The 15,821-nt window shown below is 60.1% G+C and carries 16 protein-coding genes and 1 pseudogene; 9 read left to right on the top strand and 8 right to left on the bottom strand.

Annotated features, from left to right (window positions below; all coding sequences use genetic code 11):
- Nucleotides 1-345 precede the first annotated feature (345 nt).
- The 8 genes from FYJ31_RS12185 (at nucleotide 346) to FYJ31_RS12150 (ending at nucleotide 9,925) form a co-directional block, all read left to right on the top strand.
- The gene (locus FYJ31_RS12185) at nucleotides 346-1,875 is read left to right on the top strand and encodes a UTP--glucose-1-phosphate uridylyltransferase (protein WP_012577516.1); all 1,530 of its coding nucleotides are present in this window, start codon (nucleotides 346-348) and stop codon (nucleotides 1,873-1,875) included.
- A 139-nt stretch (nucleotides 1,876-2,014) separates the two neighbouring features.
- The gene (locus tag FYJ31_RS12180; RefSeq protein WP_007054276.1) at nucleotides 2,015-3,928 is read left to right on the top strand and encodes a helix-turn-helix transcriptional regulator; all 1,914 of its coding nucleotides are present in this window, start codon (nucleotides 2,015-2,017) and stop codon (nucleotides 3,926-3,928) included.
- A 10-nt stretch (nucleotides 3,929-3,938) separates the two neighbouring features.
- Nucleotides 3,939-4,256 (top strand): hypothetical protein, encoded by a 318-nt coding sequence (locus FYJ31_RS12175; RefSeq protein WP_131210052.1) that lies wholly within the window; start codon nucleotides 3,939-3,941, stop codon nucleotides 4,254-4,256.
- A gap of 12 nt (nucleotides 4,257-4,268) precedes the next feature.
- A complete protein-coding gene (locus tag FYJ31_RS12170) occupies nucleotides 4,269-6,860 on the top strand; it encodes a DEAD/DEAH box helicase (protein ID WP_154536793.1) in 2,592 nt (863 codons plus the stop codon).
- 113 nt (nucleotides 6,861-6,973) lie between these two features.
- A complete protein-coding gene (locus FYJ31_RS12165) occupies nucleotides 6,974-7,321 on the top strand; it encodes an RNA polymerase-binding protein RbpA (RefSeq protein ID WP_007052872.1) in 348 nt (115 codons plus the stop codon).
- Nucleotides 7,322-7,450: 129 nt separating this feature from the next.
- Nucleotides 7,451-8,170 carry an HAD hydrolase-like protein gene (locus FYJ31_RS12160; RefSeq protein ID WP_071477835.1) on the top strand — a complete coding sequence of 240 codons (720 nt, stop codon included), beginning with the start codon at nucleotides 7,451-7,453 and terminating at the stop codon, nucleotides 8,168-8,170.
- Between the two features lie 23 nt (nucleotides 8,171-8,193).
- Nucleotides 8,194-8,433 (top strand): hypothetical protein, encoded by a 240-nt coding sequence (locus FYJ31_RS12155; RefSeq protein ID WP_154536792.1) that lies wholly within the window; start codon nucleotides 8,194-8,196, stop codon nucleotides 8,431-8,433.
- 280 nt (nucleotides 8,434-8,713) lie between these two features.
- Nucleotides 8,714-9,925 carry a tyrosine-type recombinase/integrase gene (locus FYJ31_RS12150; protein ID WP_154536791.1) on the top strand — a complete coding sequence of 404 codons (1,212 nt, stop codon included), beginning with the start codon at nucleotides 8,714-8,716 and terminating at the stop codon, nucleotides 9,923-9,925.
- Here the strand turns inward: FYJ31_RS12150 and FYJ31_RS12145 are convergent, their stop codons facing one another.
- Nucleotides 9,926-10,090 carry a hypothetical protein gene (locus FYJ31_RS12145; RefSeq protein ID WP_154536790.1) on the bottom strand — a complete coding sequence of 55 codons (165 nt, stop codon included), beginning with the start codon at nucleotides 10,088-10,090 and terminating at the stop codon, nucleotides 9,926-9,928. It lies immediately after the preceding gene.
- 65 nt (nucleotides 10,091-10,155) lie between these two features.
- Nucleotides 10,156-11,289: pseudogene (locus FYJ31_RS12140) on the bottom strand (DNA methyltransferase); the annotation flags it as partial.
- Nucleotides 11,290-11,378: 89 nt separating this feature from the next.
- On the opposite strand from FYJ31_RS12140, the gene FYJ31_RS12135 reads away from it, so the two are divergent.
- Nucleotides 11,379-12,839 carry an RNA-guided endonuclease InsQ/TnpB family protein gene (locus FYJ31_RS12135; protein ID WP_154536789.1) on the top strand — a complete coding sequence of 487 codons (1,461 nt, stop codon included), beginning with the start codon at nucleotides 11,379-11,381 and terminating at the stop codon, nucleotides 12,837-12,839.
- 58 nt (nucleotides 12,840-12,897) lie between these two features.
- On the opposite strand, the gene FYJ31_RS12130 is transcribed toward FYJ31_RS12135, so the two are convergent.
- From FYJ31_RS12130 to FYJ31_RS12110, 6 genes are all read right to left on the bottom strand, one after another.
- On the bottom strand, nucleotides 12,898-13,206 hold the full coding sequence (locus FYJ31_RS12130) for a hypothetical protein (RefSeq protein WP_060621032.1): 309 nt from the start codon (nucleotides 13,204-13,206) through the stop codon (nucleotides 12,898-12,900).
- Nucleotides 13,203-13,409, bottom strand: a complete 207-nt coding sequence (locus FYJ31_RS12125; RefSeq protein ID WP_012577695.1) for a hypothetical protein — start codon at nucleotides 13,407-13,409, stop codon at nucleotides 13,203-13,205. The genes FYJ31_RS12130 and FYJ31_RS12125 overlap by 4 nt, the downstream gene beginning before the upstream one ends.
- A 37-nt stretch (nucleotides 13,410-13,446) precedes the next feature.
- Nucleotides 13,447-14,790, bottom strand: a complete 1,344-nt coding sequence (locus FYJ31_RS12120; RefSeq protein ID WP_229774115.1) for a type II toxin-antitoxin system HipA family toxin — start codon at nucleotides 14,788-14,790, stop codon at nucleotides 13,447-13,449.
- On the bottom strand, nucleotides 14,787-15,089 hold the full coding sequence (locus FYJ31_RS12115) for a hypothetical protein (protein WP_012577697.1): 303 nt from the start codon (nucleotides 15,087-15,089) through the stop codon (nucleotides 14,787-14,789). The genes FYJ31_RS12120 and FYJ31_RS12115 overlap by 4 nt, the downstream gene beginning before the upstream one ends.
- A gap of 91 nt (nucleotides 15,090-15,180) precedes the next feature.
- A complete protein-coding gene (locus tag FYJ31_RS13135) occupies nucleotides 15,181-15,303 on the bottom strand; it encodes a hypothetical protein (RefSeq protein WP_012577698.1) in 123 nt (40 codons plus the stop codon).
- Nucleotides 15,304-15,452: 149 nt separating this feature from the next.
- Nucleotides 15,453-15,821, bottom strand: a 369-nt coding sequence (locus FYJ31_RS12110; protein WP_195839509.1) for an IS30 family transposase, incomplete at its 5' end; no start/stop codon positions are given.

Genomic DNA, 15,821 nt, shown 5'->3' with positions numbered 1-15,821 from the left:
AATCTGCCACGCCAACTCGAAAGTCACTCAACCGTTGTGCCGCAAGGCCTGACCGGCCATTCCGGACACACATTCTGGCCGACCTCGAGTTCCCCGCCCATACAACTCGAACAGGAGGAACGCCCACTGCCACAAAGGAACACAAGCCAAAACGGACACACATTTTGGCCTATAACCCACGGACTTACCTTTGTAAGCCATTCGTAATGGATTAAACATGGACTTCATCTTGGCGTGTTATTGGAATTATCACCGACAATTCACCGCCTCCGCACCCCCGTCGTATGCGTTTGCCCCAAACAGGGGCTAGACTGGTTCCTATTGATTTGACGAAAGGGACCCGAATTGACCGAAATAAACGATAAGGCCCAACTGGATATCGCCGCCGCTGACGACACCGACGCCGTCACCTCGGACACCACCGAAGAAACCGTAAACACCCCTGAAGTGGATGAGACTTTCGAGCTTTCGGCCGCCAAGATGCGCGAGCATGGCATGAGTGAAACCGCCATCAACCAGTTCCGCCATTTGTATGACGTATGGCGCCATGAAGAAGCCTCCAGCTGGATTCGTGAGGACGACATCGAGCCGCTTGGCCACGTGCCCAGCTTCCACGACGTCTATGAGACCATCAACCACGACAAGGCCGTGGACGCCTTCGCCAAGACCGCATTCCTCAAGCTCAATGGCGGTCTGGGCACCTCCATGGGATTGGACAAGGCCAAGTCGCTGTTGCCGGTGCGTAGGCACAAGGCCAAGCAGATGCGCTTCATCGACATCATCCTCGGCCAGGTGCTCACCGCCCGGACCCGTCTGAACGTGGAACTGCCGCTGACCTTCATGAATTCCTTCCGCACTTCGGCGGACACGATGAAGGCGCTCAAGCAGCATCGCAAGTTCAGCCAGCATGACGTGCCGATGGAAATCATCCAGCATCAGGAACCCAAGCTCGTGGCCGCCACAGGCGAACCTGTGAGCTACCCTGTGAACCCGGAGCTGGAATGGTGCCCGCCCGGCCACGGCGACCTGTTCTCCACCATCTGGGAGTCTGGTTTGCTTGACGTATTGGAGGAGCACGGCTTCAAGTATCTGTTCATCTCCAATTCCGACAATCTCGGTGCGCGCCCCTCGCGTACGTTGGCCCAGCACTTCGAAAACACAGGTGCCCCGTTTATGGCTGAAGTGGCCATCCGCACCAAGGCCGATCGCAAGGGCGGCCATATTGTGCGCGACAAGGCCACTGGTCGCCTAATACTGCGTGAAATGAGCCAGGTCCATCCGGACGATAAGGAAGCGGCCCAAGACATCACCAAGCATCCTTACTTCAACACCAACTCGATCTGGATTCGCATCGACGCTTTGAAAGACAAGCTCGCCGAATGCGATGGTGTGTTGCCGTTGCCGGTGATTCGTAACAAAAAGACAGTGAATCCCACGGACCCGAACTCCGAACAGGTGATTCAGCTGGAAACCGCCATGGGTGCCGCAATCGGTCTGTTCAACGGTTCCATCTGCGTCCAAGTGGATCGTATGCGCTTCCTTCCGGTGAAAACCACCAATGATTTGTTCATTATGCGTTCCGATCGCTTCCATCTGACGGACACGTATGAGATGGAAGACGGCAACTACATCTTCCCGAACGTCGAACTTGATCCGCGATACTACAAGAACATCCACGATTTCGACGAACGGTTCCCCTACGCCGTGCCATCTTTGGCCGCAGCCAACTCGGTTTCCATTCAGGGCGACTGGACATTCGGACGTGACGTCATGATGTTTGCTGACGCCAAACTGGAAGATAAGGGCGAGCCAAGCTATGTGCCGAACGGCGAATACGTTGGCCCGCAAGGCATCGAACCGGACGATTGGGTGTGATTTACGACACGGTCGAACGATAAAAAAGATATTATTTTTGTGAAATGGCGCTCAACTGCGGAAAAAGCCTCTAAGATAGAGTGAGTGTGGGGAAACTCATACGCACTTATAACGAAACAATAACTATACGTGAGGACTAATGGCAGAGGGCACAAGCGGACGTCGGCGTTTTTCCGACAAATGGGGCAAGCACGAGCTGGACGTACTGGCTGTGTTGTCATCCGCGTTCCCGCAATGGCTCACATCCCGCCAAATTGCGCAGCGCGTCAAAGCTTACGCCGACTCGTATGGAGAGCTGGCAGATCAGGCCGCCAAGGCCGCGTTCGCCAAGCAGTTCCAGCGTGATCGCGCCAAGCTCGCCGCTATGGGCATCGCCATCGAATCACGGCAGCCTGAGTATTCGTCCAAGTCGGAAGGCCAGGACTTCGCGTCCTACCGTCTGCAGTTGGGCGACGAACCGCGCATCCGTCTGATGTTCGAGCCGGAAGATATGCCGGTGCTTGCCGCCGCCAACTATCTGGCTCGTTCGATGTCGATTTCCTCCGAACCGGATCATTCCCAGCTCACCCAACAGGCGTCGCGCACCACGCCGCGTGTGCCGCAGACCCCTATTCCCGGGCTCGGTTTGGATTCGATTGCGCCTGGCTTGGGCACGCAGCCCATTCCGGATTCGCTGGTCAAGGTTATCGATTCGCGTCGCTTTGCCGCCACCGTTGATGTGGACGGCGAACACCTGAACGTGGCCTACACCGATTCCGACGATTTGGCCATGTTTGTGCTGGAGCATCCGGGTGCCACGATTGTCAGCCCGCAGGAGGCTGTAGACGCCTATCATCGCCGCCTGCACGCCGCCAGCCGATTCACTCTGGCCGACGAATCCGCCAGCCCTGTAAGCGCCTCGGTGGTTTCCCCATCGATTAGTCGCGATGTTCGTGAGCCGGGTGATCCCGAGTCGATCAAGGCCCAGAACAAGAAGAACGGATCCGCTTTCCAAACGGGCAGCGAGGTGGATCGTCGCCTGCGTCTGATGCTGTTCCTTTCCGCCCACCTCGGCGAGGAATTCTCGATGAGCGAGCTGGCCGAACGGTTCATCGGCAAGCCGAAGAACGAGGACGAGCTCAAGAAGTACGTCAACATCATCCACAAGGACATCAACACCCTGACCACCGTCTCCGATGACGGCGAGATGGCGGGCAGCCAGTTCTTCGACATCGACTGGCCGCTGCTGGATGCCGAGGGTATTGTTTCCGCCACCAATTCGTTGGGCCTTGAACGTCTTGCCGGCATTTCGCCGCAATACCTCAGCATGCTCACCGCCTCGGTCAGCTACTTGGCGCATTCGCCGTTACTGCCGGACAAGCAGCGTGGGCAGGCCGAATCCCTGTATGAGCGTTTGCACCGCCATGTCAGCCCGGGCCAGACCCCGTGGCTGAGCCTGACCGGCTATGAGCTGGAGCCCCGAAGCTTCTCCATCGTCAAGCGTGCGATCAACACCGATTCGTTGTTGGACATGGAGTATTCCGACGGTACCGGTAGTACCCGTCGCAAGCTGGTGGCCCCCGCCAAGATCTTCATCGACGAAGGCGTGTATTATGCCGCCGTCTACACGGATGTCGGTTCCGCCGCCCCCAAGGACAAGAAGGCCTACGTCTCCAAAGACAAGACCATCGACAAGGCCAACGGCAAGCCGCGCATCTGGCAGGTGCTGCGATTGGCCCGTATCGAAAAGGCGGAATTGGTCAAGCCCACCAAGCAGATCAACATCCCGAACATGCCGGTGAGCGAACTGCGCAAGTGGAGTTTCGACAACGGTACCGACGCGGTGTTCATCACCGATCAGCGCGATCTGGCATTCATCAAGACATTGCCGGGCGCTACCGTCGAACAATGCGGTGCCGGTGAAAAGGTGCATCTGACCGTTTCCTCCGATTCCTGGTTCGTGGCCTTCTGCATTGCCCACGCGCGTCATATCACAGCGGTCGCCCCGGAAACGTTGCGCACCATGATCGTGGCACGTGCCGAACGCGAACTGAGCATCAGCGAGAACAAGTAAGGAGCCTTTCATGCCTTGGTGGATATGGCTGATTCTGGCCCTGTTCATGCTGGCCATGATTGTTGCCGGACTCATCTATACAGCCCTTCATGGAATACGTGCCTTGAAAGACATGTCTGACATCGGTGGCCAACTCGGTGAACGCGTGGCCGCGATGGGGGAGTCTGGCACTTCTGCCGACACCAGCGAGCCGCCTCTGTTTACTCAGCCGCTCAGCGTGGCACAGAATCGTTATGCCGAGGTCCATGCGGACGTGATTCGTCGCAAGGCCGCCAAGCGCGAGCGCCACACCCAGGCATGGGCCCGCTGGAAGCGATTCAACAACTAACGGAAAGCAGCAATGGCACGTCACCAACACCATAAGGGCAATGCCGATTCCCAGACGCTGAGCCCTTCGCAGCGGTACGCATCATTCCAAAAAGTCCAACGCCATCGGGCATCCGCAGCAGCGCGATTCGCCGAATCCCTGCCCTTCGAACTGGACGGCTTCCAGACCGAAGCTAATGATGCGCTCGAAACCGGCAGTAATGTACTGGTCGCGGCCCCAACCGGCGCCGGCAAAACCGTAGTGGCGGATTTTGCCATTTACCTCGCCCAGGAACGCAATGTCAAAGCCTTCTACACCACACCGATCAAGGCGCTGAGCAATCAGAAATACCATGATCTGGTCGACGTGTACGGCCCGGACAAGGTGGGCCTGCTCACCGGCGATACCTCGATCAACTCCGAGGCTGACATCGTGGTCATGACCACCGAAGTGCTGCGTAACATGCTTTACGAGCGTTCAACCACGCTGAACGCACTGCGCTATGTGATCCTTGACGAAGTGCACTATCTGGCCGACCGATTCCGCGGGCCCGTGTGGGAGGAAGTCATCATCCACCTGCCCAAGACGGTCAAGATCGTCGGCCTGTCCGCCACCGTGTCCAACGTGGAGGATTTCTCCAACTGGATCGCCTCGGTGCGCGGCGACACCAAGCTGGTGATCAGCGAACACCGCCCCGTGCCGCTGGAACAGCACGTCATCGTGCAGGCGGACGAACACACCGAGCCCGAGGTGCTGGATCTCTATCGCCGCGACGGCAACGGCGAGCAGACCACCAAGCTCAACGCCGAACTCATCAACCGGCTCGACCAGCTGGACCGCAAGGCCGCACGCCGGCGCGGCGAGGAACGCCCCGATAAGCGCAAGGGCTTCGGCAGAGGACGTGGTGGCAAAGGCGTCAAGAACCGTGCCCCGAAAGCGGAACGCCACACCCCGCGCCGCTGGGCCGTGGTGGATGAGCTTAACTTCCTGAGAATGTTGCCCGGAATCTACTTCATCTTCTCTCGCAACGGTTGTGACCAGGCCGTGGAACAGTGCATCAACGCCGGACTGAAGCTCACCACCGATGAGGAAGTGACCAGGATTCGCCGCATCGTGGATGAGATGGTGGAGGAGCAACTCACTCAGGAAGACCTGAAAGCCCTGCAGTTCTCCAAGTTCCGCTTCGCGTTGGAAGAAGGCTTCGCTTCGCACCACGCCGGCATGATCGCTCTGTTCCGCCAGATAGTCGAACGATTGTTCGAAGAAGGTCTGGTCAAGATGGTGTTCGCCACGGAAACGCTGGCCTTGGGCATCAATATGCCGGCCCGTTGCGTGGTGGTCGAGAAACTCGAGAAGTTCGACGGCACTGGTCACGTGGGCCTGACTCCCGGAGAATTCACGCAGCTCACCGGTCGTGCCGGTCGGCGCGGCATCGACACCATCGGCCACGCCATCGTGGTCGACCATCACGGTTTTGTGCCCGCCACGGCCGCCGCGTTGTCATCCAAGCGTGTCTACCCGTTGCACTCCAGCTTCCGGCCCACATTCAACATGGCCGTGAACCTGCTCAACTCCAGCGACTACGAGACCGCGCGCGTTACCCTGGACCAGTCGTTTGCCCAGTGGGAGGCCAACGAGTCGGCCTGGCAGTTGGAATCGCAGATCAACACACTGAAGAACGCGCTGGCCGGATACGAACAGGCGTTCGCATGCGAACACGGCGACTTCAAACAGTTCATGACCCTGCGTATGGAGCTGAGCGATATCGAGAAGGAAGGCCGCCGCAAACTGAAGCACGAAGTGTTCCTGACCGATCAGGAGCGTTCACGCGCCTTCCAGAACCTCGACCAGCGCATCCGCGATTTGCGCAAGGCGGAACACGAGCATCCATGCCGTAATTGCCCGGACCTCCAGCAGCACCTCAAGTGGGGCCACCGCTGGGCCCGCGAGACCCGCGAACTGCAGCGCGTCACCGATCGCTACAACTCCCGTACCGGGTCCGTGGCACGTCAGTTCGATCGCATCTGCGATATTCTCACCGGGCTTGGTTACCTCGAACGTCATGTCAATGTGGCCGGCCGCATTGACATGACGTTGACCGAGAAAGGCTCGCTGCTGCGCCGCATCTATAGTGAACATGACCTGGAACTGTGCGAGGCGCTGCTCGCCGGCACGTTCGACAAGCTCGACGCCAACGGACTGGCCGCTGTGCTCTCTTCACTGGTATACGAGGCCAGACGAGGGGGAGACAGTGAACCGAGGCACTACCCGGGCGGCATCTCCGGGCCCATCGCCATCGCTTCGTCCAAGCTCAAGGGCATCTGTGAAGACATCGATATCCTGTGCGAGGATCACGGTCTGGACGAGATGCAGCGGCCGGACTTCGGCATTCTCGACATCATGTATGAATGGGCGGATGGCGGTTCGCTGGGATCGTGCCTGTACGGCACCGACATGACCGGCGGCGACTTCGTACGCACTGCCAAACGACTGGCTGACGTGCTGCAGCAGATCGCTGTCGCCCAGCCGCTGCCGTTCGACGGGGGAGAGCGGCTGGCAGGCCTCGCCCACGAAGCGGCCGACCAGATCAATCGTGGCGTGGTGGCCTACTCCGGCGTGGACTGACGGGGCTGTTTGACGGGAGTTTGTCAGCCGACGTCGGAAGCTTGGAATAGCGGCCAAGTCCGAACGGTTGCGTAAATTAGTAGGGTTAAAGATCTTTCAAGGAGGATGCCGATATGGCAGAACGTAGCCTCAGGGGCATGAGCATCGGAGCGAAATCGCTGGAGTCCGACGACAACGTCGATTTCGCCGCACGAAACGATGTGGCGTATGTATGCCCGAAGGGCCACCGCACCATCCTGCCGTTTGCCGAGGGTGCCGAAATCCCGGACGAGTGGGAGTGCCGTTGTGGTTCCGTGGCCCACCGTGAGGGCGACGCCGACCGTGAGGGCGACGAAATCAGCAAACCCACCCGCACCCACTGGGACATGCTGCTGGAACGCCGTAGCGAAGAGGAACTGGCCACCCTGCTCGAAAAGCGCCTGCAAATGCACCGTGACGGTTGGATTCCCGACTACGAGTGATCTCCTACTGAACAACACGTGAACTTGATGCCCAGTCATCCCGACTGGGCATAATCATTGTTGGAACAAGTCGCATTGTTTGACGACCATTCAAAGCAGTCGACATGAACAAGGGGGAGTGGAATCTCAATGGCACAGCATCCGATGAAAGTGGTCCTGTTGGATCTCGACGGCACGCTTACCAAGTCCGACGGCGGCATTATCGGCTCCGTCATCAAGACCTTCGAAGAACTTGGACGTCCGGTTCCGGATGACGCTGAGCTGCGCCGCTTCATCGGACCGGCGATCATCGAGTCCATGAAGCGCAACCATGTGCCCGAGCAGGATCTGGACCGCTCCATAGATATCTATCGCAGCTACTACGCGGACCGCGCTGTGTTCGAGGATCCCAACAATCCCGGCAACAAGGTTCCCGGACGACTCGTGAACGTCGTGTTCCCCGGTATCCGCGAACAGCTGCTCGCCTTGCGGGCCGACGGGTATTTCCTGGCGTTGGCCAGCTGCAAGCCCGAATACCAGTGCATTCCTATCTGCGACCATTTCCACCTGACCGAACTGTTGGACGGCATCTATGGTGCCTCCAAAGACAATTCCCGCCTGGACAAAGATCAGGTGATTCGATACTGCTTCGACAAAATCGGCTTCGACGGCGACGCGGGCGACAAGGCGGTGATGATCGGCGACCGTTACACCGATATCGATGGCGCCCATGCCTGTGGACTGGACGCCATCGGATGTCGCTGGGGTTACGCGCCGGCCGGCGAGATGGAAGAACACGGCGTCTACGAGATCATCGAGAAGCCCGAGCAGATAGAAGAAGCCGTAAACCGTTATTTCCAAACGCACTGAAACACAACGGCGAGGACTTCTTCATGATGGGATGCGACGAAGCCTGCGCCGCGGGCTTCGACCTGGTTTTCATCGGTTTGCCGTTGCTGTCGCTGTATGAGATTCCCATGCTGATATGGTTCATTTGGCGAGCATTCCACTGGAAACGAAATGACAAGGATTGGCTGAAAGGCACGGCGATTCTTGCAATTGCGGTGGTCGCTCCGGTGCTCCTTTGGCTGTCGGCCTTTTGGCTGTCGGCCTGGTATGCGTGGATTAGTTGATACAGGCGACTGAATCCTCGTCAAGGATAACTAATCTGACATAACGTACATTATCGGATGATGGATATAGGGGATGGATGGCAAAATCCTTGGAATCATTGGGAAACGGCTTTATTCCAACGGTTCCCGGCTTCCACCATCCGAACTGCCATCGCACCAGATGCGGCCATATTCGGCTATTTTCGGCTGAAATAGGCACACGATTGGCACCTATCCCGGTCGGAAACGCATACCGGGGCCCGAAGGAACGGGAACACCGAAGGACCCATGGAAAGGTGACATGACGACGACCGCAGACAGACGCGAGAAAGGCTCGGGCGGAATCACCAGACTCGCCAACGGGAAATACAGGGCCTTCGTCGAAACGACCCCCGACCCGGGCGACGGGTCGAGACGACGCGTGAGCGCCACGGGCCGGACCAAAAGCGAGGCGCTGCGCAAGGCCAGGGACAAGGCCCTGCGACCGGACATGGGCATGACCCCCGGCGGGAACGCCACCGTCGCCGAATGGATGGACCACTGGGTGGACGAGGTCATCGAACCCCGACGCGCCCCGAACACCACGAAAAGCTACCGCACCCGCATCCGCATGGACATCACGCCCGTCATCGGCGCCGTCCCGCTCGACCGGCTGCGCCCCAGCCACGTCCGCATGGTCGAGAACCGCATCCTGCGCGGCGACGGACGCACCGGGACCGACCCCCGTTCGGCCGCGACCGCACGCCTGACCCACAGCATCCTCAAAACCGCCCTGGGCGACGCCATGGCCGAAGGGCTCATCGACCGGAACCCCGCCGCCCTCACCGAAGTCCCGGAAACCGAACCCGTCGAAATCGCCATCCTCACCACCGGACAGGCGGCACGGCTCATCGCCCTGGAACCCGACACGAAATGGCGGCTCATCTGGCGGCTCCTGTTCATCACCGGCATGAGACTCGGCGAAACGCTCGGCATCACCCGACAGGAACTCATCCGATCGGACGGACTGCCCTGCCTGCTCGTCGAATGGCAGCTCAAGGAATTCGAGAAGGACACCGTCATCCCCGCCGGATACCGGGCCAGACACCTCGGAGGCCGCATGTGGCTCCCCCGCCCCAAGACCCGCAAAGGCCAACGGCTCATCCCCCTGCCCGCCGACCTTGCCGCCGACCTCGAATCATACATGGACTCGGCCGGCATCCCCGACGACCAGCCGGTCTTCCGATCCGGACGCGGCAACCCGATCTGCAAGCGCGGCAACCCGATCTGCAAGGACACGCTGCACCACGCATGGCGCCGGGCCCTGGACCGGGCCGGTCTGCCGCACGTGAGCATCCATTCCGCCCGCCACACGGCCGCCACCGCGTTCGCCCGGCTCGGCGTGAGCGGACTCGCCCGCCAGTCGATCCTCGGCCACGCCGACGTTGGCACCACGAACGCCATATACACGCATGTGGACGCCGGCATGCTCGCCGGCGCCATCGACGGCGTGGAACGCCTCATCGAAGGATAGTCAGTCGATCACCGCGAGATCGACGAGCCCGTCGCCCGTGGACACGGCCGCGCCCTTCGAATCCGCGTACCCGGATGCGACGCACCCGTCCATGACCCGTTCGAGCAGCGCATGCAGGACGCCGTCCAGTTCGGAGCAATCCCAATCGTCCCGTAACACGGCCATGATATAACGCTTCCTCGTATCGTCCCGATATCATCGACGCCGGCATGCATGCGTCCCCGGCGATGTCAGAACAGCACCGGGTTCGTCGGCCTCGCCATCCGGCGGGCTATGAGCCGCACGTAATCCGAATCCATCTCCGCCGCCACGCAACGCACGTCCTCGATCCGGCACGCCTCCAACGTGGCGCCGCTGCCGGCGAACGGCTCCAACACGAGCCCGTCCGGCGGCGTGACCAGACGCACCAGCCAGCGCATCAGTTCCAACGGTTTCACCGTCGGATGGAGGATCCCGTCCACGGTCAGCCTCTCCCCCGGTCCCGCCTTCGGACAATACCGGAACACGGGATAGAAGCGGGATGCGCCGCCGGCATCATCGTATTCCGCACCCGTATGGGTCATGCTCCAGCCGTCACCGGGTTTCGTGCTTGCGCGTGGTTTGCCTTTTCGACTGACGGTGACGCCGGACTGTCGGTCGAGTTCCTTGGCCGTGGATTGGTCGAACAGCATGTTCGGCGTGAAACGGGCTTCGGCCGTGTAGTCGGTGCGATCCGCTTTGTCCGCGCCGTAGATGTGGTTGTCGCGCGGGCCGGAGTTGAAGTCGGCATGCCGGTTCTTGTTCTTCGACTCCTTCTCATCTGCCGTGTTGCGGAATGGGATGCGGCATGCGTCGATATGCAGTGCGCCCGTCCCGTGTCCGAGCAGATTGTGGTCGAGTGTCCCGTCCAACGGCTTGCGTGCGAGGCAGATGGGTTCGTGCGCGGGCTTCAGCTGGCTGTACCAGCCGGACCATTGTTCGCCCTGTTCGGTGGCGAGCGCATCCCATTCGGATTTCGTCTTGCCGCCGTTCGCGGTGCTGGAACCTCCGAAGCCGTTGGTGTCCGAATATCCTGCGCCAGCATGACCTTTACCGGCCACATGGGTGCGTTCCGCACCCAATTCCCTGTCCACGAGCAGTCTCGCATCCGAACCGTGTGGCATGCCGCTTGCGTACACCCAGTCGATCTGGTCGCGGATTTCGAAGCCCGCGTCCTCGATCGCGCAGGCGAGCCGATGATATGTGCGGCTGGCGGCAAACGCGGCCACGTGCCCTCCCGGTTTCAGGACGCGCAGAATGTCCTTCCACAGGATTACGTCGAATGCGATGCCCGTCGAATCGAAGCCCAGGTTCATGAAACCGATCTCGTACGGCGGGTCGGTGACCGGTTTGGCGGCGCAAGCCCCGTCTTTTAAGGCTGGGGTGAGCCGCCACTTCTTTGATTAATCACTGTTTCCGTGGCAAGGTTTATAGCATGAGCCAGAAGGTACGAATCATCAAAGTCAGGCATGCGGGCGCATCCGTGTACCTTGGCGACGATTCATGCCGCAACCATTGCTGGACGCGCAATCCCGAACGTATCATGGACTGGCTGTGCGATGGTTGGCGCACCCGTTTCAACCAGCATCGGGAGCATCGGACAATCCGCCGCTACATGGAGGACGTGGAATCCCGTGAGCGCATGTGGGTGGACGTTCCCTTGGGTGGAGCGACCGTCGGGGAGCCGTTCAAGGACAGCGAGGCTCGAATCCGGTGTTCTTGGCTCGCATGCATTCCCTCCGCCGTTCTCGCCAGTCCCATGCGCGTGGAGAATTCGGAATGGTATGCCGCGTTGAAGCGCAAGAAGATTAATGGCGGTCGTGTTCCGGGATTCAAATCCCGCAAACGCGACCCCCAGTATTTCGTATGTTGGCGCAACCAGAACAAGACCGGCAACGCCGTCTACCATCAGGTGTCACGCAAGCGTGGCGTGGTCGTAATCACCGGAAGCGTGAAAAAGGAATTCCGCAAGCCGGGCGAAACGGGATGCCGTTGGATGCTCTCCATCCACGTACGCGTCAGCCAACCCGTCAGGGATTACACGAGCGTGGCGGTGAATTGGACGGAACGCACTCTGGCGTTCACCAACGAACCGTCGCCCATCCGACGGAATGCCGCCGGCAAGCAGACCGGTATCGACCGTGGCTGCGTCCACACATTGGCCTTGTCGAATGGAACCATGCTGGACATGCCGCAACCGTCCGAACGGGAGAGGCGAGAGTATCTGCGTCTGCAACGCAAGCTCGCCCGACAAGACATGGCCAACAGCCGACGTGGTGGGAAAACCGCGAAATTCCAGTCGAAACGACGCAAACTCACATTGAAGCGCATGAGTTCGATACGCCGTCGCGTCAACAACCGCAAGGACGATTGGGTCGCGAAGATCACGACCCGACTGGTCGAAGACTACGACCTCATCGCCTTGGAAGCGTTGAACACCCGGCAGATGACCCGCAAGCCGAAACCGAAACAGGACCCCGACCATAAGGGACGCTACCTGCGTAACGGTTCGGCGTCCAAAGCGGGATTGAACCGCAGTATCCTCGGCAACCGTTGGACGGACATCCAGGACAAACTCGAATACAAGACCCGTCTCGCCGGGACCCGGCTCATACTGGTCAACCCGGCGTACACGTCCCAGACCTGCAACCGTTGCGGCCATGTCGCAAAGGAGAACCGTGAGAGCCAAGCGGTCTTCCACTGCGTCAACTGCGGCAACAAGGACAATGCGGACATCAACGCGGCCAAGAACATCCTCGGCCGCGCGATACACACAACCGGCATGGACGATGCCGAGGGCGTGGAGGGACACGCTTCCCGTGAAACCTGTGTTTCACGGGAAGGTTCCGTTGAAACGCCAACCCCTGCCACGCGTACGGGAAGACCCCTCCAATGAGTGAGGAACGTGTCTCACATGCGACAGGAATCCCCCGGCTTCAGCCGAGGGGAGGAAGTCAAGTGATATCCACGCTCAACCCCGATTCGACCGAACCGGACACGAACGGGATGCGAGCCGCCAGCATAGCGGCCAACGGTCTCAACCATTTCGCATCACCGCCGGACGCGATACGCTCCCCATCCACGATGGATTCGGCGATATGTCCGAACGTCTCCACGATGGCCGTGGAATCGTCGGCGCCGGAGGGAATGTCCCCTTCGCCGGTCATGTGGGACACGCCGTCCGGGTCGAACTCCCAATCGTATTCGACTGGATTGTTGCAGGTCTCGTCATTGGTCTCCACGATGATGCGTTCAACATTCATGATTGCTCCTCCACCCATTGGGCCAGATAGTCGCGCACGTCGCCGGCAGTGCCTTTCACGTCGGAATCGAAACCGTCCGGCCGCCACGTGCCGTCCGACATGACCAGCAGGTCCAGGCCGGCGGAGTGTTCGTCCCCGCGCTCGAACAGGGCGAGCAGCTGGGGGCCGTCCAGGGTGGCTATGGAATCGTCGAATCGTTCCATGCCCCGGGTATGCGTCCCCCTAATCAGGGAAACGGGGTCAGCGGCTGCGCCAGTATCCACTGACCTCATATCCGCTTCGGATATGAGGGCTCACCCAGACGCCGCCCCCGCTGAAGGATGCCGTATTCGCCTTTGGCTTCGACATCCTTCTGTGCAGTGGCTGGATGTTCTCGTTTGCCTTCGAAACCGCCTTACGCATGGATTCCCTCAGCGAATCGGGCAAACCGGCCGATGCCTCATCCAGATGGTCGAGAACGGCTCCCGCCATGGTCCGGGCGATATGCGCCACACGTTCCCCGTCCAAACCGGCCTCCTCCGCGAAGGCCTCCCAGTCGAATGGGGTGAGCAGTTCCGCGAATTCGACTCCGTTGATCGGCATCGCCATCTCCTGATCCACATGAGGCCATATTCTGGTGACTGTCATGTCGTACATTGGCGCGAAACGGAACCCGTTTTCGGCAAGAACAATCGAATAGTTCTTGCCGTGGGAGTCCGAATCGCCCGACGAGACGTTGAAGGCGAGCCGGCGAACCCATTCATATCCGGTTTCATCGCTTGGGTCGAAATGGTGCAGGAAACGGACGCAGCTTGCGGCGCCGATTTCATACTTGGATTCGGGGTCCATGCCCATGGCCTGCGCTAGATCCTCGCAATGGATTCGTCTCACGTTGTTTCCATCCACGATGCGATCGAAACGTCGGGTGATGAAAGCCTCCGCCCCATTCGCGGTGAGAATGCCATGCTCGGATACCGGCAATCCGCAAAGAGTCCCGAGCGTCAGGGCGGCATCCTCCACCCTGTGGCTGCCGGGACAATCCCTCATTTCAGGTTTGATGATATGGGTGGAGGGGATGGATGCGTTGGGCCAGAGCCAGACACCAGCACGTCGGGCGAGCGTGAACTTGGGCTGGCCTCCGGCGATGGAGAAACGGCATTTCGGCGTATCCCGCTCATAGAACTCATCCTCATCATCCCGTGCGAACCAGTTGTATCCGTTCGCACGCACGTATCCTATCTGATTGCCGATTTCCTCCTCGTCGAGGGGTTTCGCCTCGATGGGATGGTGCGGGAGTTCGGGCTTGTCCGAGAATACGAGTCCGCCTACCGTATCCGCATCCGCAAGAAGTTTGAACGTGTCCGTCGAATCCAGATGGAGTCGCGACGCCATCCTACGACGGGCGTTCTCATCGTCGGGAAGCAGGTTTTCGAGACAGGCCGACGCCGCTTTTCCGGAGGATTTCCCGGTTCGGGGCAGACTGAGGCTTATCGGCGCGCCTTCCTTGGAATCATAGTGGAATGAAACATGTCCGCCGGAGGTTCGCATGAATTCCCCCACATGGTCCCCGTCGGTCCAGACATGCAGTCGTTCTCCTCGCATCATGCCTCCAGATATTCGGGCGGAACCCTATCGGGTTTGACGCCGAGTGTGGCGAACACGCGCAGGGCCGCTTCCAGCGGTACGATCCCGCATTCCGCCATATCGGTCACGATGCTTTCGGAGACGCCGCTTCTGTCCGCGATTTCTGACGGGGTTCGGCCGATTTCCGTGATTCGTGCGGAAATAATCTCGCCCGCCTTTTCCAATGAGGGCATGTCGCGAATGCCGTCATGCGATGGTTCTTCGCTGATGGAGATCTCATCGGTTTTCGACGGCAGGGCGTCGAATTCGCTGTAATCCATTTCTCTTCCGCTCCTTTCCGGGAAAAGCATGCGTCCCGAAAACCAGAGGATTGCGAATCAGGCTGCTCGAACCATCATAACGTCGAATGCCTTATTCCGGCACGCGCCAGATGACGGCGACGATGCGCGTCCCGTCCGCATACCGGTAGACGAACCGCATGTACGGGTGTTCATGCCGTCCGTGCGCGCCCACGGTGACGGGGATGCGGAACACGTCACCCGGGTTCAGGGTGACGGGCGGGCGCAGCCCGTCGAGGCGTGCGCCCGAATATCCCTGTCCCTCCGATATATTGACATCCTCCCCTTTCTTACGGAAGGGGATTCCCGTCGTCCGTCGGACTCTCTGCCCCGACCACCCGATGTCTATTTAGAGGTGCAACACCCCTGTTGGTCCTGCAATTCCAGCAGTTCGTCGGCGAATGCCTCGGCGGGCGTCCGGTAGCCGCGCACGCGCATGGGGCGGTTGTCGGCCTCGTCGACAATCTCCCGCAGTTCCCCGGCCATGTCCATCCGGATCTCGCAGCGTTTGGGCGGATACCGGCGGATCATGCCGTTCCCGTTCTCGTTGCTTCCCCGCTGCCAGCTGGGGTACGGGTCGGCGAAGCACGTGTCCATGCCCGGCCCGTCGCGCAGGCGCGTGTGGCGGGCGAACCCGGTGCCGTTGTCGTGCGTGACGCCGCCGCGCGCGCCGGCCGGCAGCGGCGAGAACATCGCCGGCTGCGCCCCGACGCT

The sequence above is a fragment of the Bifidobacterium sp. WCA-178-WT-4B genome (genome assembly GCF_009696495.1).
In the GTDB taxonomy this organism is placed as follows: Bacteria; Actinomycetota; Actinomycetes; order Actinomycetales; family Bifidobacteriaceae; genus Bifidobacterium; species Bifidobacterium infantis.
Note: the sequence above shows the minus strand (reverse complement) of the source record. Positions and strands in the feature narration are given on the sequence as shown.